This window comes from Umezawaea sp., assembly GCF_036375055.1.
Taxonomy (GTDB): Bacteria; Actinomycetota; Actinomycetes; order Mycobacteriales; family Pseudonocardiaceae; genus Umezawaea.
In genome coordinates, this window is record NZ_DASUSQ010000131.1 from 1 (window position 1) to 19,412 (window position 19,412).

Annotated in this window: 16 protein-coding genes and 1 pseudogene; 10 read left to right on the forward strand and 7 right to left on the reverse strand. The window is 71.7% G+C overall.

The features are described from left to right. Both VFZ92_RS32680 and VFZ92_RS32685 read right to left on the reverse strand, forming a co-directional pair. On the reverse strand, window positions 1-1,589 hold a 1,589-nt coding region (locus tag VFZ92_RS32680; RefSeq protein ID WP_330880073.1), incomplete at its 3' end, for an ABC-F family ATP-binding cassette domain-containing protein. A 229-nt stretch (window positions 1,590-1,818) separates the two neighbouring features. Continuing rightward, complete coding sequence (locus tag VFZ92_RS32685; protein WP_330880075.1) at window positions 1,819-2,655, reverse strand: carbohydrate kinase family protein; 837 nt, start codon at window positions 2,653-2,655, stop codon at window positions 1,819-1,821. 474 nt (window positions 2,656-3,129) lie between these two features. Between VFZ92_RS32685 and VFZ92_RS32690 the strand changes: the two genes are divergently transcribed. From VFZ92_RS32690 to VFZ92_RS32700, 3 genes and pseudogenes are all read left to right on the forward strand, one after another. Beyond that, the gene (locus VFZ92_RS32690; protein WP_330880077.1) at window positions 3,130-3,411 is read left to right on the forward strand and encodes a hypothetical protein; all 282 of its coding nucleotides are present in this window, start codon (window positions 3,130-3,132) and stop codon (window positions 3,409-3,411) included. 155 nt (window positions 3,412-3,566) lie between these two features. Next, entirely contained in the window at window positions 3,567-3,995 is a 429-nt protein-coding gene (locus VFZ92_RS32695) for a nuclear transport factor 2 family protein (RefSeq protein ID WP_330880129.1), read from the forward strand. A 56-nt stretch (window positions 3,996-4,051) separates the two neighbouring features. Beyond that, window positions 4,052-4,177, forward strand: a pseudogene (locus tag VFZ92_RS32700) (TetR/AcrR family transcriptional regulator); the annotation flags it as partial. Between the two features lie 369 nt (window positions 4,178-4,546). Here VFZ92_RS32700 and VFZ92_RS32705 read toward each other — a convergent pair. The 4 genes from VFZ92_RS32705 to VFZ92_RS32720 form a co-directional block, all read right to left on the reverse strand. After that, window positions 4,547-5,686 carry a GNAT family N-acetyltransferase gene (locus VFZ92_RS32705; protein ID WP_330880079.1) on the reverse strand — a complete coding sequence of 380 codons (1,140 nt, stop codon included), beginning with the start codon at window positions 5,684-5,686 and terminating at the stop codon, window positions 4,547-4,549. Window positions 5,687-5,897: 211 nt separating this feature from the next. Then, window positions 5,898-8,933: an AfsR/SARP family transcriptional regulator gene (locus VFZ92_RS32710; RefSeq protein ID WP_330880081.1), complete on the reverse strand. Its 3,036-nt coding sequence runs from the start codon at window positions 8,931-8,933 to the stop codon at window positions 5,898-5,900. Window positions 8,934-9,460: 527 nt separating this feature from the next. Continuing rightward, window positions 9,461-11,638 (reverse strand): hypothetical protein, encoded by a 2,178-nt coding sequence (locus VFZ92_RS32715; RefSeq protein WP_330880083.1) that lies wholly within the window; start codon window positions 11,636-11,638, stop codon window positions 9,461-9,463. Between the two features lie 12 nt (window positions 11,639-11,650). Further along, window positions 11,651-13,312, reverse strand: a complete 1,662-nt coding sequence (locus VFZ92_RS32720; RefSeq protein WP_330880085.1) for a P-loop ATPase, Sll1717 family — start codon at window positions 13,310-13,312, stop codon at window positions 11,651-11,653. A gap of 236 nt (window positions 13,313-13,548) precedes the next feature. Between VFZ92_RS32720 and VFZ92_RS32725 the strand changes: the two genes are divergently transcribed. From VFZ92_RS32725 to VFZ92_RS32755, 7 genes are all read left to right on the forward strand, one after another. Continuing rightward, window positions 13,549-14,007, forward strand: a complete 459-nt coding sequence (locus VFZ92_RS32725; protein ID WP_330880087.1) for a pyridoxamine 5'-phosphate oxidase family protein — start codon at window positions 13,549-13,551, stop codon at window positions 14,005-14,007. A gap of 114 nt (window positions 14,008-14,121) precedes the next feature. Continuing rightward, window positions 14,122-14,649 (forward strand): YlcI/YnfO family protein, encoded by a 528-nt coding sequence (locus VFZ92_RS32730; protein WP_330880090.1) that lies wholly within the window; start codon window positions 14,122-14,124, stop codon window positions 14,647-14,649. Between the two features lie 49 nt (window positions 14,650-14,698). Then, a complete protein-coding gene (locus tag VFZ92_RS32735; RefSeq protein ID WP_330880092.1) occupies window positions 14,699-15,544 on the forward strand; it encodes a DUF4097 family beta strand repeat-containing protein in 846 nt (281 codons plus the stop codon). A gap of 26 nt (window positions 15,545-15,570) precedes the next feature. Continuing rightward, window positions 15,571-16,524: an ATP-binding cassette domain-containing protein gene (locus VFZ92_RS32740; protein WP_330880094.1), complete on the forward strand. Its 954-nt coding sequence runs from the start codon at window positions 15,571-15,573 to the stop codon at window positions 16,522-16,524. Beyond that, window positions 16,521-17,300 (forward strand): ABC transporter permease, encoded by a 780-nt coding sequence (locus VFZ92_RS32745; protein WP_330880096.1) that lies wholly within the window; start codon window positions 16,521-16,523, stop codon window positions 17,298-17,300. The genes VFZ92_RS32740 and VFZ92_RS32745 overlap by 4 nt, the downstream gene beginning before the upstream one ends. Window positions 17,301-17,324: 24 nt before the next feature. Beyond that, on the forward strand, window positions 17,325-18,521 hold the full coding sequence (locus VFZ92_RS32750; protein WP_330880098.1) for a cytochrome P450: 1,197 nt from the start codon (window positions 17,325-17,327) through the stop codon (window positions 18,519-18,521). After that, window positions 18,518-18,718, forward strand: a complete 201-nt coding sequence (locus tag VFZ92_RS32755) for a ferredoxin (RefSeq protein ID WP_330880100.1) — start codon at window positions 18,518-18,520, stop codon at window positions 18,716-18,718. Before VFZ92_RS32750 ends, VFZ92_RS32755 begins: the two co-directional genes overlap by 4 nt. 54 nt (window positions 18,719-18,772) lie before the next feature. Here VFZ92_RS32755 and VFZ92_RS32760 read toward each other — a convergent pair whose 3' ends face one another. Further along, window positions 18,773-19,342 (reverse strand): LysM peptidoglycan-binding domain-containing protein, encoded by a 570-nt coding sequence (locus VFZ92_RS32760; RefSeq protein ID WP_330880102.1) that lies wholly within the window; start codon window positions 19,340-19,342, stop codon window positions 18,773-18,775. Window positions 19,343-19,412 lie beyond the last annotated feature (70 nt).

Below are 19,412 nucleotides of genomic sequence, written 5' to 3' on the forward strand. Positions count from 1 at the left end.
GCCCCGTCCGACAGCCGGAGCCAGCGGTTCACGCCGATCGCGGCCAGGAACCGCTCGTCGTGGCTCACCACCACGAACGCGCCCTGGTAGGCGTTGAGCGCGCTCTCCAACTGGTCCACGCTGACCAGGTCGAGGTTGTTCGTCGGCTCGTCCAGCAGCAGCAACCGCGGTGCGGGTTCGGCGAACAGCACGCACGCCAGCGTGGCGCGCAGGCGTTCGCCGCCGGACAGCACGCCCACCGGGAGGTGGATGCGCGCGCCCCGGAACAGGAAGCGGGCCAGCAGGTTCATCCGCTGCGCCTCCGGCATCCCCGGCGCGAACGCGGCCAGGTTGTCGGCCACCGTGCGGTCGAGGTCGAGCAGGTCGAGGCGCTGGGACAGGTAGGCGATCCGGCCGTCCACCCGCTTGGTCCCGCTCACCTCCAGGTCGCCGTTGAGCACGCGCAGCAGGGTCGACTTGCCCGCGCCGTTCGGGCCGGTCAACGCGATCCGCTCCGGGCCGCGGATCGCGAGGTCGACGCCGTCGCCCGCGAACTGGGCCCGGTCGCCGTAGCGGACCTGCATCCCCTCGCCCTGGAAGACCGTCCGTCCCGGTGGGACGGTGGTCCCCGGCATCACCAGCACGATCTTCTGGTCCTCGCGCAGGGCGCGGCCTGCTTCGTCCAGCCTGGCCTTGGCGTCGTCCACCCGCGACGAGTGGGTCTCGCGCGCCTTGCCCGCCGACTCCTGCGCGCCGCGCTTCATGTTCCCCGCGAAGATCCTCGGCAGACCGGCGCTCTTGAGGTTGCGCGCGGCGTTGCCCGCCCGCCGCTCGGCGCGCTCGCGGGCCTGCTGCATCTCCCGCTTCTCCCGCTTCACGTCCTGCTCGGCGGTGCGGATGTTCTTCTCGGCGACCTCGCGCGCGGCCCGCACCGACTCCTCGTAGGACGTGAAGTCGCCGCCGTGGAACCGGACCTCGCCCCGGTCGAGTTCGGCGATGCGGTCCATCCGGTCGAGCAGCGCGCGGTCGTGGCTCACCAGCAGCAGGGTGCCGGACCACTCGCCGATCACGTCGTAGAGCTTGCGGCGGGCGTCGAGGTCGAGGTTGTTGGTCGGCTCGTCGAGCAGCAGCACGTCGGGCCGCTTCAGCAGCTGCGCGGCGACACCGAGGAACACGACCTGGCCGCCGCTGAGCGTGCCGAGGCGGCGGGTGAGGTCGACGTCCTCCAGCCCGAGCCGGTCGAGCTGGGCGCGGGTGCGCTCCTCGACGTCCCAGTCGGAGCCGATGGTGGTGAAGTGCTCCTCGCTCGCGTCGCCCGCCTCGATCGCGGCCAGCGCCCTGACCTGCGGGGCGATCCCCAGCACCTCGGCCGCGGTCAGGTCGCCGTCCAGCGGCAGGCTCTGCGGGAGGTAGCCGAGCACGCCGTCGACGGTCACGGACCCCGCGCTCGGCCGGAGTTCACCCGCGATCAGCTTGAGCAGCGTGCTCTTGCCCGCGCCGTTGGGCGCGACGAGACCCGTGCGCCCGGCGGGGAACGTGCAGGACAGGTCGGCGAAGACGGGGGTGTCGTCCGGCCAGGAGAAGGACAGGGTGGAGCAGGTGATGGACATGCGGTAAGACCTCGCGTGCGATGCGGGCGCGACTGAACCGCCCGGCTGGTACCAGGAAGTGGGGGTACGACAAGGAGGCCGCGGTACTAGTCCTGCGGCCCGATCACTCCGGTATCACCCGGAGACGTCGTCTTCGCCTGCCACTTCCGTGCTCCCTCGATCGCGATCACTCGGCTCCCACGATAACCCGTGAGGCCCCCTGTTCGCCGGCCGACCGCCACCGGCGGCGTCAGGCCAGGTCTGGTGAGGCCAGGCAGCGCGCGGCCGAGGCGGCGCCCGCGGTGAGGGCGCCGGGCACGTCCGCGCCCGCGAGGTGGGCGACGAGGAATCCGGAGAAGAACGCGTCGCCGGCGCCGTTGGTGTCCACGATCGTCTCGACCGGCACCGCCGCGGCCCGGTGCAGCACGCCGTCCGCGGCCGCCACCGCCCCGTCGGCGCCGAGCGTCGCCACGGCGATCCGGCTGTCGAAGCTCTTGAGCAGCGCTTCCAGGTCGGCGCGGTCCGGGACGCCGTCGTCGTTGAGGAACACGTGGTCCGCCGCGGCCACGAAGTCCTGGTGGAACGCGGACCTCCCGTCGTAGTCGTGCAGGTCGCACCAGACGGGAACGCCCGCGGCCCTCGCCCGTGCCAGCAGCGGCCGGGAGTGCTCGGCGAGGTCGACCACCGCCGCGTCGGCCGCCGCCAGCGCGGCCAGCGCCCGCCCGTCGTGGCGCGGCTCGCGCAGTTCGGGCAGCTCCAGGTAGATCGACACCCGACCGCCGTGGGTGTCCATCAGGTTGAGGTGCTGCTCGGTCGGCCCGTCCGCGACCTCCGCGATCACGTCCACCCCCGCCGCGGCGAGGACCGCCAGCGCCGCCCGTCCCGGCTCGTCGTCGCCCACCACCGTCCGCAGGGTCACCCGCGCGCCGAGCTTCGCGAGGTTCAGCGCCTTGCCCGCCGACGTGCCCCCCACCGTCGTCCAGTGCCCCCTGGCGAACGCCGTGTGCGGCCGGGCGGCGGGCAGTTCGTCCAGCGAGACGAGGTGGTTCCAGGACACGGGACCGGCGATGAACACGTTCGGCGTCATCCCGCCATTGTGGGGGCCGGTGCCCCGAACACGGTGGCCACTCTGGCGCGACAGCGGACAGTACTCCATTTGATCTATATAACGATCTTATAAAGTTGAGCCGTTCGCACATTGTTGTCAGGTCTGAACGGTCCTGACACCTCGCACGGCCGACAAGTAAGGTTGCGGCATCCCCGGCAGCTGAATCATCTTGCCGACCGTGATTGTAAGATCGACAAGGAATCACCGCGTACGATGTGCGAGCAAGATCCAGAAAAGTGTTCAGAGCAAGTACCGGAACCTCCGGTGACTGTTCGGAATGATATCTCCGGGAGAGTTCACCTCTCCGTTCAGGCAAATATGATTTCGGGTGGCGTGAAGTTCGGGGGAGCTGCTTCGACTGCTCCCCAAGTTGAACCTCGCACGTCAAGAGCCCAAGAGCCGTCTCGTGTGGTAGAGCCGAAGACTGTGGTGCCTCGGTCCGCTGTTGCGGCGATGCTGCACTTCGCGGCCATCTTCGTAGTTTTTGCCGCTTACGCCCGACTGTATCATTTAGTTAGTTTCGACGGGCTCGATTGGGTTCAGATCGCCATCACTTCGATCGTGCTGAAGTTTTTCTTCCATGCCTCCAGGAGTGCAATCTGGGGCAAGCCAGAAATTATTTGGTCGTTCGTGACAGTCGTGGTCGCGATCGCCGGATTCACGCAAGGCGCGAAAGGCTTCGCCGGTGACGGTCTCGTCCAGTACGTCGCCGCTTGGATGGTGTGGAACTTTTGAGTTGTGAATGTCGTGGGCCCGACAGGCCGGTCGAGGAGGTCGGCCGACGGCGGCAGGACGGGCCAGTAGGTTATCGGTCGACCACTAACCCAGGAGTCGACATGACCGACGACGCCACCCGTCGCGCCGCGGCCTAGCACGCCCTGTCCGAGCACCTGCGCCTCACCGCCGCGGGCCGGGTGGAGGAGTGGGTCGAGTTGTTCACGCCGGACGCGGTGCTCGAGTTCCCGTTCGCGCCCGACTGGGTGTCGCGGCGGGTGGAGAGGCGGGACGCGCTGGTTGCGCACATGAGCCACTTTCCTGAGACCTTCGCGGTGGAATTCGTCGACCTGGTCTTCCACGAGACGGCCGACCCCGGCTTGGTGGTCGCCGAGTTCCGCTCGACGGGCACCGCGGTGCCGACCGGCAAGCTGTACGAGCAGACGTGCGTGTCGATCGTGCGGACCGACGGCAACGGGCTGATCACCCACTACCTGGACTACTGGAACCCGCTGGTGGCGATCGAGGCGCTCACGCCGCGCGACGTGCCCGCCGAGTCGGACCTCAGCGTTGCTTTGGGCGCTGAGGAGAACCGTGTTAGCTGATGACCATGCCCGTCGCAGGCACCAGCGCGAAGAGCGACGAACGCCGTCGGGTCATCATGGCAGCCTCGGTCGACCGCTTCGCGCGCAAGGGTTTCTGCGGCGCCACGACCCACGAGATCGCCGAGTGGGTCGGCATCTCGCAGCCGTACCCCTACCGGCTGTACCCGAACACGGAAGCGCTGTTCGCCGCGGCGGTCGACCACGTGTCCGTGGTCATGACCGAGACGTTGCTCTCGCACGCGTCGGACGGGACCGGGTCGGCGGTGGTCGCGGCGCGCGCGGGCTACGCCGCGCTGGTCGAGGACCGGACCGTCCTGCGCTTCCTGGTGCACGCGAACTGCGCCGTGCGCGAACCGCTCGTGGCGCGGGCCGTGCGCCGGTGCTACGCCGAGCAGGTCGAGACCGTGCGGGGTCTGCTGGGCGACGACGCCGTGCGGCAGTGGTTCGGCGCCGGGATGCTCGACAACGTGGTCGCCGTGCTGGACCTGGCCGACGTCGACGAGCCACGGGCGCACGTCCTCACCGCGCGCCGAGGCGTCCGTCCACCGCGGTCAGGCCACGTAGTAGGTCAGCAGGTCGGCGCGGACCGGTGGGAACAGCGCGGCCATCAGCTTGCGGTTCGGGCCGGGGTAGACGTCGGGGTGGAGCCTGGCCAGCCCCTCGATGCCGTGCGGGCCGAACAGCAGCGACGGCACCAGGTCCGGCGCGACCCCCGCGCCGCCGACGGAGGCGGGGCCCTGCATCGGCCCGCCGGTGGTCATCGGCCCCGCCTCGCCGTCGGTGCAGCGGAACCGCACGTGCGACCCGAAGAACGAGAGCACGACCTCGCCGTCGTACCCGGCCGCGCGCTGGGACAGCAGCGGGCGCAGGTGCTCCAGCAGGGCGGCGGTGTCCGGGATCCGCGCGTAGTACATCTCGGCGTCCACGGGCAGCGGCCCGAGGAACGGCCCGAGCCGGTTGCCGAACCGGTCGGTGACCGTGACGCCCTCCGCGAGACCCGCGACGTGGTGCAGCAGCGCCTGCTCGGCCGCGGCGTCGACCCCGGCGACCTCGCTGAGGTGCGACTCGGTCAGCCGCCCGGTGCCGACCACGACCCCCGCGCGCTCGACGACCCACTGCGTGCTGCCCTCCCGCTCCACCAGCCACCGCCAGCACGCGGCCGAGTGCGGCATCCGCAGGTCGAGCTCGGCCTGGAGCGCGTCCTGCGCGGCGGCCATGGCCGCGATGTCGGCCGCGCCCGCTCGCCGCACGACGTGCCCGGCCACCGGCGGCGGCACGGCGACGACCTTGCGGGTCGGCGGGATCGGGATGGCGTAGGCGTAGCCGAACCGGCGGTAGAAGTAGGGGATGCCGATCATCACCTGCGCCAGGTGGCCGCGGTCGGCCGAGCGCTGGTGCGCCCACGCCATCAGCCGCCGCACCAGGCCGCGGCCCTCGTACTCGCGGTCGGTCGCGACCAGTTCGACCTGCCCGGCCGGGATCTCGACCCCGCCGAGCGAGAGGGTCTCGTCGAGCAGCATCAGCGTCGAGACGACGCGGTCGCCGTCGACCACCACCGCGCACGACGACCACCCCTGGTCGGGGTCGTGCACCACTAGCCGGTGGTCGAGGGCGTCCTCCGGTTCGCCCCTGGCCACCAGCAGGGCGGCGATCTGGTCCAGGTCACGGGGTTCGGCCTGCCGCAGGTGCATCGGAGCAGTGTGCCGAACGGAGCGGCGGTCGGGCGAGCGAATATCGGTGTGTTCGCACACCGAACGGACGATCGGCGTCTTCCCTCGTCGTCCACAGTGGACACGAGGGCCGTTGTCGTCGAACCGTGGACAAGTCCGCGTCCGACCGTTCGGCGGCGGGAGCCGTGCCGTTCCCGCGCGGGCGGGGGTGGGGTGCGTTCGGACGTCGGTGTCACGGCTGCGTGTCCGAGGTTGGCTCGGACGGTGCCGCTGCCGTCTGGTGCCGCGCGTCGGCAGCGGCGGTCCACTCGGCCAGGTGGGCGCTGACCCGGTCGGCCTCCGGGACGCCCAGGTCGCGGTAGAGGGCGAGGCTCTGCTCCCAGTGCAGGCGGGCGGCGTCCGGGTCGGTCGCCGACACGGCGTGGCCCAGGCCCAGGTGCGCCCGTGCCTGCTGGTGGCGGTCGCCGATGTCGAGGGCGTGGGCGAGGGCCTGCCGGTGGTCGGCCTCCGACGGCAGGCCCGCCGCGCGGTGCGCCTCGCCCAGGTCGTTCAGCACGCTGGTCTCCTCGGCGTGCGCACCGATCTCGCGGTCCATCGCCAGGGCCTGGTGCAGGTGTTCCAGCGCCTCGGTGTGCCTGCCCGCCACGCTGAGGGCCTGGCCGATGTTCGCCAGCACGTGGGCCTCGCGCAGGCGGTCGTCCAGCTCCCTCATCAGGACGAGCGCCTCCCGCTGGCAGCGCAGGGCGTCGTCGTGCTGCCGCAGGCCCCGGTGGATGAGCCCGAGGTGGATGAGCGTCTCGCCCTCGCTCCACCGGTCGCCGAACTCGCGGATGACCACCAGCGCGTCCCGGCAGTGCCGGAGGGCCTCGTCGTAGCGGCCCACCCGCTCGCACACCAGCCCGAGGTTGCTCAGCGTGGTGCCCTCGCCGCGCCGGTCGCCGATCTGCCTGCACAGGGCGAGGTCCTGGAGGTGGTGGTCGATCGCCTCCTGGTAACGGCCCATCCGGTCGTGGACGAGCCCGAGGTTGCCCAGCACCGCGGCCTCGCCCTTGCGCTCGCCGACCTCCCGGTACAGCGCCAGCGCGCGCTGGTAGTGGTCCAGGGCCTCGGCGTTGTGCCCCACCTGCCACGCGGCGGTGCCGAGGCTCTTGAGCACCTCCGCCTCCGCGAACCGGTCGCCCAGTTCCCGCGCGGCGGCCAGCGCGACCCGGTGGGTGGTGGCCCAGTCGTCGAGGTGCCCCCGGATGAAGTAGAAGCGCCACAACGCCTGCGCGAACCGCCACGCGTGGGAGGGCAGGCCGCGGTCGGCCGCGTGCAGCACCGCCGACACGAGGTTCGCGTGCTCGCCGTCCAGCCACCCCAGTGCTTCCGCGCCGGTGGCGAACTCCGGGGCGTCGGCGGGCGGGTGGTCGACCGGCGGTTGGCGCGACACCGGACCGAGGTGGAGCGCGGCGGTCACGGCGGTGTGCAGGTAGTGGTCGTACAGGCGGGCGGACGCCTCCGCCCGCCCGGCCTCCGGCTCGGTCTGGAGCACGAGGGCCAGCGCGTGCTCGCGCAGCAGGTCGTGGAACCGGTAGCGGTCCGGCGTCGGCTGCTCCAGCAGGTTCACGTCGACCAGCTCCTCCAGCAGCCCGTCGGCCGCGGCGACGTCGACACCCGTCAGCGCCGCCGCGGCGCGGGCGTCGAAGTCGGCTCCCGGCACGAGCCCGAGCAACCGGAACAGCCGCCCCTGCTCGGCGGTGAGGTGGCGGTGCGACAGCGCGAAGGCGGCGGCGACGCTCCGGTCGCCCGCCGATAACTCCGACAGCCCCTGCCGCAGGCGCTGGGCGAGGTGGCTCACCGTCCACTTCGGACGGCTGCGCAGGCGGGCGGCGGCGATCCGCAGCGCCAGCGGCAGGTGGCCGCACAGCTCCACCACCTCGTCCACCACCCCGGGTTCGCGCTCGGGGCGGTCGTCACCGACGACGGTGGTGAACAGGGCGACCGCGTCCCGGTGCGGCATCAGGTCGAGCGACAGCACGCGCGCCGTCTCCAGGTCGAGCATCCGCCGCCTGCTGGTGATCAGCGTCAGCGCGCGCGACGTGCCCGGCAGCAGCGGGCGGACCTGGGCCGAGTCGGCCGCGTTGTCCAGCACGACGAGCGCCCGCCGGGTCGCCAGCTCGGCCCGCCACAGCGCCGACCGCTCGGCGGGCTCGGCCGGGATGCGGTCACCGGGCACGCCCAGCGCGCGCAGCAGGGTGTCCAGCGCGGCCATCGGATCGGTGGCCCTCTGGTCGGAGGCGTGGCCGTGCAGGTCCACGAACAGCTGCGCGTCGGGGTAGCGGTCGGCCAGCAGGTGCGCGAGGTGCACGGCGAGGGTGGTCTTGCCGACGCCCGCCATGCCGTCGATGGCCTCGATCACCACGGCGGTCGCCGAACCGGGGTCGTCGGGGACCGCCGCGAGCACGTGCCGCAGCTCGGCCTCCCGGCCGGTGAAGTCGGCGAGGTCGCCGGGGAGGTCGTTGCGCACCACCACCGCCGCCTTCGGCGCGGGTTCCGCCGCGTCGACCTGGCCCCGCAGGATGGCCTCGTGCAGCCGCCGCAGCGGCGGGCTGGGATCGCTGCCCAGCTCCTCGGCCAGCAGCCGCCGGGTGCGCTCGAAGTGCTCCAGCGCCTCGGCCTGGCGGCCCGAGCGGTAGAGGGCGAGCACGTACTGGCCCGCGAGCCGCTCGTCGAGCGGCTGCTCCGCCGTCCTGGCCCGCAGCGGCGGCAGCACCTCGGCGTGGGCACCCCGCCGCAGCGCCAGGTCGTTGCGGTCCAGCTCGGCGGCCAGCCGTTCGCGCCCGAGCTGCTCGCGGACCACCGCCAGCCACGGCGTGTCGAGGCCGGTGAACGCCTCGCCGCGCCAGAGCCCCAGCGCCTCCTCGAACAGCTCCGGCTCCTCGCTGGCGCGGGCGCGGGCCACCAGCGCGCGGAACACGTGGAGGTCCACGACCTGCTCGTCGACGGTCAGGACGTAGCTGCCCGAGCGCCGGACGATCGTGACCACGCCCGCGAGCGCCTGCCGGACCCGCGTCAGGTAGCTGTGCAGCGTGCCGACGGCCCGCGCGGGCGCCCGCTCACCCCACACGCGGTCGACCAGCTGGTCCACCGGGACGGGGCGGTTGGCGTCCACGAGCAGCGCGGCCAGCACGCACTGCTGCCGGGCGGGGCCGATGTCGATCAGGTGGCCGTCGGTGGACGCCTCGACGGTTCCGAGCACGCGGAGTCGCACCGCGGAGAAGATCACCGTCTTGGGATAGCGGTTCTCAACTGCGGATTCAAGCGAAACGCAAGGATCTCCCACGTTCGGCCGAGCACCCTGGTCCCCGTGGCGGCCGTGAGCCGCCCGCAGGGGATCAGCATCCACCGACAGGAGGAGCGATGGGCTCGACGACGATCCGCATCGGCGGCGGGGCCGCGGGGGCGACCGTGCCAGGGGAGCCGAGCGCGGACACCGACCGCACCACCGGCCAGGCCTGAGGCCTGGCCCCGGCGCACCGCGAGCGGGACGATCCGACCCGGCCCTCTCGCGCCCCCGCAGGGGGAGGGGGCCGGTCGTGGCCCGCGGGCCACGACCGGGTGCGCCACCGGTTCCGCGTGACGGCCCGGCCCCCGTGCGCGCCGGTCGTGGCCGGTCTGTCACGACCCGGTGCGCCACCGGCGTCGCGCGACGGGCGCGACCACCCGTCAGCGCGGGACACCCGCCTGCGGGTGGCCCGCGCTGACGAGGGCGTCGACGATCTGGACGTCGGGGCCGCTACCCGAGGGACGCCGCTACCCGAGGGACGAGGCCGCGCCGTCGCGGTGGAACGGCTCGGCGGCCGTCGGTGCCGGGCGCAGCAGCGGCTCGGGGATGTTGAGCAGCTCCAGCGCCTGTCGGCCCGCCTCGTGGCCGAGGGTCCGGTAGGCCTCGAACTGCTCGTCGGTGAACATCTGCTGGCTGGTGGAGTGGTTGGGGAAGCGCCGGTCCCGCCGCTTGAACGCGTGCAGGTCCCAGCTCGACCCAGGGGTGAGGACCGCCTTGGCGTACACGAGCTTCGCCTCCTGGCCGGGAGCCGGGTAGTGGACGAGGCCGCTGACGGCCATGGACTCGCTCAGCCCGTCCGCACCCGGCATCACCGGGCGGGGGTCGAGGTCGACGTCCGCGCTCAGCTCGCTGCGGGCCAGTGCGATGGCGCGCCCGATGTCGAGCCCGTCACCGGTCTGGTCGCAGGTGGCGTCGAAGCAGAGCACGTGGGTGCAGCGCCGCCGCAGCAGCTCCACCAGCCCGAGGTTCTCCCAGTGCCCGCCGTCGGTCAGGTAGATGTACCGGTGGGTCGACTTGGCGCCGCCCAGCGCCTCCCGCAGCACGTAGAGCGCGCCGGGCTCGTGCCAGCCGTCCTTGATCGACGCCCAGGCCCTGGCGGCCAGGCCGGGCCGCACCGCCTCGTCGGGCACCGTCGGCTGCCAGCTCCGGTGCCGGGGGTTCTTGATCCAGACGCCGAGCCGGACGTTGGTCAGCGCCATGAGGAAGCGCAGCGGCGGGTAGGTGAACCGGCCCATCAGCGGGGACAGCGCGGCCCCCGAGACGGCCATGATCGACGGCAGGGTCAGCTGGGTGCCCGCCAGCCCCGACCGCCCCTCGAAGCGCGCGGTGTCGTGGTACTTGAACAGCGGCCCGCCGCTGCGGTCCGACTCGAAGGTGAACGACTCGGCGAACCGCCCCACCGGCACGTCGTCCGTCGTCAGGTTGACCGCGCAGCACACCACCAGCTTCGGCAGCCGGTTGCTCTCCTTCGGGCCCAGCTCGGAGAAGTACAGCTTCTCCTCGTACCCGATCGGCTCGGCGACGATCCGGTTCCCCTCCCGGCGGCGCTTCAGCGCGAACGCGCTGTTGAGCCGCTCGCGGTAGAACAGGTGCATCGAGTAGCGCCGGTTGTGCACCTTCACCGCCATCACCAGCACGATCAGCAGCGCGACGGCGACCCCCACCGCGTCGCCCGCGGAGTGCAGGCCGTGGCGGGTGGAGTACTCCAGCGACGACAGCAGCGGCACGAGCAGCAGACCCGCGCTGGAGATCGACGACAGCACGAGCATCAGCCGCAGCGCGCGGAAGCGCCTGCCGAGCATCAGCGCGATGACCGCCAGCAGGCACGACACGAGCAGCCACACGAACGCGATCACGATGCGACCGCCCGCCGTCTGGAAGGACTCGGGCCGCTCGTCGACGAACGTCGAGAGCAGGTTCGTCGACGACGTGGCGTACACCTCCGCCAGCGGCGGCAGCACCAGGCAGACGCCCACCGCCGCCGCCCCGGTCAGCAGCCACGAGGCGACGCGCTCGGAGTGGGACTCGCCGTAGTTCCCCGGCTTCCCGTCCTTGAACCACCGCCGGTAGGCGACCAGCAGGAGCGCCACCCCGACGCAGACCGACGCGGCGATCAGCAGGACGGTCAGCAGCGTCGACTCGGGCAGCGCGAGGCCGTTGAGCCGCAGGTCCGACAGCCGCACCCCGAGCAGGTGCAGCAGCCAGCCCGCGACCCGGCCGATGATCATGGCGCACAGCACGAACGGCAGGTAGTTCAGCACGAAGCCGTAGACGACGCTCGCCGCCATCCACTGCTTGCCCGCGCGGCCGGGCGCGAGGTAGTCGGTGTGCTGGCGCAGGTACCGCTCTTCCGGCGAGCCGCGGCCCCACGGCTGCTTGCCGTTCTCGCAGTCCGGGTCGGTGTGCGCCGCGGAGATCGTCAGCGCGCTGGCGATGTAGTTGCCGCCGGACACGGCGGCGAGGTACTCGGCGCTCTGGAGCACGCCCTGCGACTGCAAGGCCTGGAGGGCTCCGAGGTTGAACGCGGCGGACCGGATCCCGCCGCCGGACAGGGCGATCCCGATCCGGATGTCCTCCGGCGCCGAGTCGGAGTACTCCTCGGCGAGGCTGGGCAGGTCGTTGGTGGTGCGGGGTGCGAGTGGCATGTCAGTCCAGGATCACGTTCCGGTGTAGCCGAACGAGTGGCGGTAGTCCTCGCCCTTCAGGTCGCAGCCGTAGGGGTACGTCGCGTGCGCGTGGGCGGACCTCAGCCGCGGCAGCGCCCGCTCGTGCAGGAAGCGGGTGAACAGCGGGTGGAAGCAGAGGACGTCGGTGTCCTCCTGGGCGGTCAGGTTGTAGTCGAACGTGTACTGGAAGTGCGCCTTGTTGTACCGGCCGGTCTGGCCGAACCGGACCCCGAGCACGCCGAGGGTGAACAGCATCGAGAGGAAGTCGTCGAAGTCCAGGTTCGTCAGCTTCCGGATGCCCTGCTGGTTGTAGACCCTGTGCAGGTCGTTGGCGGGGAAGGAGATGTCGACCCGGCCGGAGAGCTGCCGCACCGCCGCCGAGGCGAACGGGAACGACGCCAGGTGCGCGTTGAAGATGCCGCTGACGAGCAGCTGCTCGGCGTGCCGCGTGCCCGCCCGCACGGCGGCCTGCGTCACCGCCCACGGCCTCGACCCGTGGTCGGTCCTGGTGAACACGCTGTTGAGGATCTGGATCAGGTGCCGCGGCAGCAGCTGGGTGTGCCGCAGCAGGTAGGCGATCGGGTCCTCCTCGATGTCCAGGCCGCTGATCATCCGCGGCGGCAGCGCGGCCCTGAGCAGGGCGATGACCGGATCCGGCTCGTCGACCAGGTCGGCGCGCCGCCGGAGCCTGCCCAGTTCGTCGGGGTGGTGCATCTGGAGGAAGAGCGCGAGCCGCGTGCCGGTGAGCCTCAGCAGCTCCCGCGCCGTCCAGTAGATCTTCAGGTACCGGCCCTGGAGGTCCTTCTCCGGTGCGGCGGCGATCTCGTGGATCTTGTCGAACAGCTCCGACGGGAGGCAGATCTGCGTGCCGAACGGGCGGTTGCCGGGGTTGGTCGCGACCAGCCTGCCGACGCAGCGGAACAGCCCGGCCAGCACCTCGGTCAGCTCGTGCAGCCGGACGTGCAGGTCCTCCAGGTTGTCCATCACGATGACCGGTGTCTCCGCCCGGCCCGCCAGCACGGTGTGCATCGCCGCCCTGGCCACGTCGAAGCGGACCCCGCCGTTCGTCACCCCCGCGATGGTCTCGCGCAGGCCGACGGAGGGGCGTTCGGCCGTGTGGTGCAGCAGTTCGGCGAGGAAGTGCTCCGCCACCACCGTCGGGTCCGCCGGTCCGGTCGCCCGGCCCACGTAGTCCGACAGGGCCTGCAACTCGCGCGCCGGGTCCCGCCGGGACGCCGTACGCCAGGCGTGGACGATCGCGATCTGCTCGAACAGCGCCTGCCAGATGTCCGCCCGCTGGTCGACGAAGAGCTGCCCGTGCGCGTGGCTGTACTCGCGCAGGACCTTCAGCATCGCGTGGTAGACGCTGTCGGTCTTGAGCACTTCGCTCAGCGATCTGCCCTTGAGCGTCGACCCGACGAGGAAAGCCGTCTTGCCCGCGCCCTTGCGTCCGATGATGTACGTCGGCTGCGTGTCGGCCACGGTTTGCGCGTAGATCAGGTTCGTCCGGTCGAAGAGGCGGTCGACGTTCGAGAGCCCGTGGTGCACGACCGACTCGGTGTCGCCGGGCCCGAAGGGCTGCTGATCGGTGAGGACCTGCCTCAGTCCGTTGAACTGGTGTGGATTGCTCTTGTCAGGTACGTCCTGATCCATCTCTTCTCCACTCGGCCGGCATCGTGATCGTTCCGGCACTCGAACTTTTTTATACTCTTTTCGGTCGCGTTCCGTGGTCGATTTACGTGGTGCACTCACTCGTATGGAGCAGGTTTTCTCGGGGTCGGATGGAATTGTGAATTGTCCTCTCATTCCGCATTTTCGCGCCGGCCGAGTCCGGCGGAAAGGGAATTGGTCACCTCGGTCGTGCGGGTCGCGGCACTAGCATCGGTCCGGTGTCGCGCCGAGAGCAGATCAGGATGAGCCGTGCGGAGGTGCGCGCGTTCCTCGACGAGGAGCGCGTGGTCACCGTCGCCACCACCAACCCCGGTGGCCGGATCCACCTCGTGCCGCTGTGGTTCGTGCGGCGGGACGACGTGTTGGAGGGGTGGACGTACGGGCGGTCGCAGAAGGTGGCGAACCTGCGCCGCTCGCCGCTCGCGACCCTCCAGGTCGAGGCGGGGGACGCCTACGACCAGTTGCGCGGCGTGGCGCTGGAGTGCGACGTCGAGCTGGTCACCGATCCGGACGCGGTGGTCGCCATCGGCCTGGCGGTGTCGGCCCGCTACGCGGGGCAGGACGGTCCGGAGGTGGAGGCGTTCATCCGCGCCCAGGCCGCGAAGCGGGTCGGCCTGCGGTTCACACCGACGAGCGCGACGAGCTGGGACCACCGCAAGCTCGGTGGCACCTACTGAGCCACTGTGGCTCACCCTGTTCTACCTGGACTTTCTTTTTCTGAGGGCATCGATGGTGCCAAAGTGGTGCCAGAGTGGCTTGCGTTGGTGCCATCGATGTGTCAGAGTTGTGCCATGGACTTGAGCACGCACGTCGAGAACCTCGGCCGCGAACTGGCGGTCTTGGCCGAAACCGGTGGCGACGAGGCTCGCGCGCTGGTCGAGCGCCTGAGCGGGTCGCTGGAGTCGGCGATCCGCCTGACCCTGCTGGAGACGCTGTCCGCCGCGGCGGACGAGATCACCCTCGACCTGGCACCGGGGTCGGTCGAGCTGCGCCTGCGCGGCCGTGACCCGAACTTCGTCGTCACCCTCCCCGCACCCGACCAGCCCGCGGACGTCCAGCCCGAACCGAGCACCCTCCCGGCGCAGGTCGAGGACGTGCCGGTGATCGAGGACGGCGCCACGTCGCGGATCAACGTCCGGCTCCCCGAGCAGCTCAAGGCCGCCATCGAGGAGGCCGCCGCCAAGGAGGGCCGCTCGGTGAACGCGTGGCTCGTCCGAGCCGCGTCGGCCGCGCTCCACCGGCCTGCCCAGGACCGCGGGCGCGAGGCGGGCGGGGGCGGCAAGCCCGGTCAGCAGCGCTTCACCGGCTGGGTCAAGTAACCCTCCCACCAGGCAGAACACCACACCGACACCATCACAGGGGACAGCCATGCCCATTTTCGACACCCCCGCTCCCGTCGACGTCACGATCGACGTCTTCTCCGGTGACGTGCGCGTCACCGCGACCGACCGCACCGACACCACCGTCGAGGTGCTGCCCGCCGACGCCCGCGAGGCGAAGGACGTGGAGGCGGCCGAGCAGACCCGCGTCGAGTTCGCGGACGGCAAGCTGCTGGTCAAGACGCCGAAGCCGCGCGGCCTGTCCTACGTCCGGGCGAAGTGGTCGGTCGAGGTTCACGTCGAGGTGCCCACGGGCTCGACGCTCCGCGGCGACACCGGGATGGGGGACTTCCGCGTCACCGGCGAGCTGGGGGAGTGCAGGCTCAAGTCCGGCTCCGGGCACATCGAGGTCGACCAGGCGGGCCCGGTGCACCTGCGCACCTCGGGGGGCCACGTCACCGTGGAGGCCGTCACCGGCACCGCCGACGTCTCCACCGCGTCCGGCACCGTGCGCATCGGCCGGGTCGACGGCGAGGCCGTGGTCAAGAACTCCAACGGCCCCACCACGATCGGCCGGGTCGGCGGCGACCTGCGGGTGCGCTCGTCCAACGGGGACATCACCGTCGCGGCGGCGGCGGGCGGGGTCGACGCCAAGTCGGCCAACGGCACCATCCGCGTCGACGAGGTGGTCCGCGGCTCGATCGTGCTCAAGACCTCGACGGGCGACCTGGAGGTCGGCGTCGCCGAGGGCACGGCCGCCTGGCTCGACGTGAACACCTCCCAGGGCCGCGTGCGCAACTCGCTCGACGAGTCGCGGGAGCGCCCCGACCGCGGCGACACCGTCGAGGTGCGCGCGGCGACCTCCTTCGGCGACGTCACCATCCGCCGCTCCTGATCGCGAGAGAAACCGAGAGGTACACCGTGAACCCGAACCCCGCGGCGATCGTCGTCTCCGGACTGCGCAAGTCCTACGGCGACAAGCTCGTCCTCGACGGCATCGACCTGCACGTCCAGAGCGGCACGATCTTCGCCCTCCTCGGCCCCAACGGGGCGGGCAAGACCACCACCGTGCAGATCCTGTCCACGCTGGTCCGCGCGGACGGCGGACTGATCTCCGTCGGCGGCCACGACCCCGCCCGCGACCCGGACGCCGTGCGCGCCGCCATCGGCGTCACCGGCCAGTTCTCCGCGGTCGACAACCTCCTGACCGCGGAGGAGAACCTGGTCCTCATGGCGGACCTGCACCACCTCGGCAAGCGCGCGGGCAGGCAGCGCGCCGCCACCCTGCTGGAGCGCTTCGACCTGACCGACTCGGCGACGAAGCAGGCCTCCACGTTCTCCGGCGGCATGCGCCGCAGGCTGGACCTCGCCATGGGGCTGGTCGGCGACCCGCGCGTCGTGTTCCTCGACGAGCCGACCACCGGGCTCGACCCGCGCAGCCGCCGCGACATGTGGCGGATGATCCGCGAACTCGTCGCGGGCGGCGTGACGATCTTCCTCACCACGCAGTACCTGGAGGAGGCCGACCAGCTCGCGGACCGGATCGCGGTGCTGGACCACGGGAAGCTGGTCGCGGAGGGCACCGCGGAGGAGCTCAAGCGACTGGTCCCCGGAGGCCACATCAGCCTGCGCTTCGCCGACGCCACCGCTCTGGACACGGCCGTCCGCAGCCTCGGCGACGTGCCCCGCGACGACGACGCGCTGGTCCTGCGGGTGCCCAGCGACGGCGGCGTGGCCTCGCTGCGCGGCCTTCTCGCCCGGCTCGACGCGGACGCCGTCGAGGTGGCGGAGCTGACCGTGCACACCCCCGACCTGGACGACGTCTTCCTGGCCATCACCGGCAAGCCCGACCACGAGAGAGAGCTGGCGAAATGAGCACCCACGTCCTGGCGGACTCCGCCACCATGCTGCGACGGCAGTTGCGGCACATGAAGCGCTACCCCTCCCTGACGTTCATGCTCGCCGGGATGCCCGTCGTGTTCCTCCTGCTGTTCGCCTACGTCCTCGGCGGCGCGCTGGGAGCGGGCATCGGCGGCCCGTCCGGCGGCCGGGCCGAGTACATCGACTACCTGGTCCCCGGCGTCATCCTCATGACCGTGGCCTCCGCCGCGCAGGGGACGGCCATCTCGGTCGCCATGGACATGACCGAGGGCATCGTCAACCGGTTCCGGACCATGGCCATCTCCCGCGCGTCGGTGCTGACCGGGCACGTGCTCGGCAGCGTCGTCCAGACGCTGATCAGCATGGTGATCGTGCTCGGCGTCGCGCTGCTGATCGGGTTCCGCCCCACCGCGACGCCGGTGGAGTGGCTCGCCGTGGTCGGGGTCCTCGCGCTGCTCACGTTCGCCCTCGTGTGGCTGTCGGTCGCCCTCGGTCTGGTGGCCGACAGCGTCGAGACCGCGAGCAACCTCCCGATGCCGCTCGTCCTGCTCCCCTTCCTGGGCAGCGGTTTCGTACCCACCGACTCGATGCCGACCGGCCTGCGGTGGTTCGCCGAGTACCAGCCCTTCACGCCCGTCATCGAAACGCTCCGCGGGCTCCTGCTGGGCACGCCGATCGGCGGCAGCGTCTACCTCGCCGTCGCCTGGTGCGCCGCCATCGCGCTCGGGGGCTACCTGTGGGCGAAGAAGCTCTACAACCGCACCAACTGACCAGACTCCTCGGGGGAGAACAGCATGACCCGGTTCGACGACACCGTGACGATGCCGACCACCCGCCCCGCGGGCTGTCCCTTCGACCCGCCCACCGACCTCGCGGCCCTGCGCGACGAGCAGCCGCTGCGCCCGATGCTCTACCCCGACGGCCACCGGGGCTGGCTCGCCACCGGCCACGCCGCGGTCCGCGCGGTCCTCGCCGACCGCAGGTTCAGCTCGCGAACCGAACTCATGCACAGCCCGGTGCCCCGCGAGGGGATGGACGGTCCGCTGCCCTCCTCCCCGCCCGGCATGTTCATCAACACCGACGCCCCCGAGCACACCCGCTACCGGGGCCTGCTCACCGGCGCGTTCACCGTCCGGCGCATGAGGCTGCTGGCCGAGCGCGTCGACGAGGTGACCCGCGAGCACCTCGACGCCATGCAGCGGCAGGGCCCGTCGGCCGACCTGGTGACGGCGTTCGCCCAGCCGATCCCCGCGCTGATGATCTGCGAGCTGCTGGGCGCGCCGTACTCCGACCGCGACTTCTTCCTGGAGCACACGGCCGTCTTCAACGACTTCGAGGCCACGGCGGAGCAGCAGGCGGCGTCGGTGACGGCGTTCGGCGGCTTCCTGCACGACCTCGTGCTCGCGAAGCGGGCCGCGCCGACCGACGACCTGCTCAGCGACCTCACCAGGACCGACCTGACCGTCGAGGAGCTGACGAACGTCGCGTTCCTGCTGCTGGGAGCGGGCCTCGACACCACGGCCAACATGATCGCGCTGGGAGCGTTCGCGCTGCTGACCACGCCCGACCAGGTCGCCCTGCTGCACGCCGACCCGGAGCGCTCGGTCGAGGAGCTGCTGCGCTACCTGAGCATCGCGCACACGATGGTCCGCGTCGCGCTGGAGGACGTCGAGCTGGACGGGCGGCTGATCAGGGCGGGCGACACCGTCACCCTCTCCGTCGAGGCGGGCAACCGCGACCCCGCGAAGTTCCCCGAGCCCGACCGGCTCGACCTGGGCAGGCGCGCCACCGGCCACCTGTCGTTCGGCCACGGCATCCACCAGTGCCTCGGCCAGCAGTTGGCCAGGGTCGAGCTGCGCGTCGCCCTGCCCGCGCTGTTCACCCGCTTCCCGAGCCTGCGCCTGGCCGTCGCGCCGCAGGACGTTCCGCTGCGGTCGGGTGTGGACATCCTGGGCGCGCACCGGCTCCCGGTCACCTGGGACGCGCCGTGAGGGTCGAGGTCGACCGGGGGCGGTGCGTCGGAGCGGGCATGTGCGTGCTGACGGAGCCCGCGGTGTTCGACCAGGACGACGACGGCACCGTGCTCCTGCTCGACCCCGCGCCCCCGGCGGCCGGGCACGCCGCGGTGCGCGACGCGGCCCTGGTGTGCCCCGCGGGGGCGATCACCGTCCAGGACGGGCCGAGGTAGGGAAACGTCCACTGTGGAGCTTCCGCCGTGCGGAAGCTCCACAGTGCTGTGCGATCAGGCCGGGATGACCAGGACCTGGCCGGGCTGGATCAGGTCCGGGTTGTCGAGACCGTTGGCCTCGGCGATGCGCTGGTACTGGTTGCCGTCGCCGTAGGCCTTCTCCGCGATCGCCCACAGGGTGTCGCCGGGGTCGACGGTCCACGTCTGCTGGGCCGGGGCGGCCGGGGCCTGCTCGACCGGCGCGGGCGCGGGGGTCTCGACGGCCACCGGGGCGGGGACGGGGCGGGGGTCGTCGGTGTTGGTGCCCGACGCCCAGGTGCTGGAGCCGCCGCTGTTGTAGACCACCACGTTGCGGTCGGTCTGGAGGACGAGGCGCGAGCCGGGGTTGCCGCTGGTGTCGCTCGCCCACACCGAGGTGCCGGACGCGGTGTAGAGGACGAAGTTGCCGTCGTCCTGCAGGGTGGCGCTGGTCGCGCCGGAACCGTTGGTGCCGGTCGCCCAGACCACTTCGCCGCCGTCGGTCAGCACCAGGTTGCCGTCGGACTGGAGCACGAGCGAGTACCCGTTCTCCGAGTCGAGCTGCTGGCCGACCGCGAGGTTCTGCCCCGCCTGCAAGGTGTCCACGTGTTGAGCCTCTTCCGAATTGATCAACGAATCGTGGCGACCCTACCGCCGTTCGGGCCGGTCCACCGGG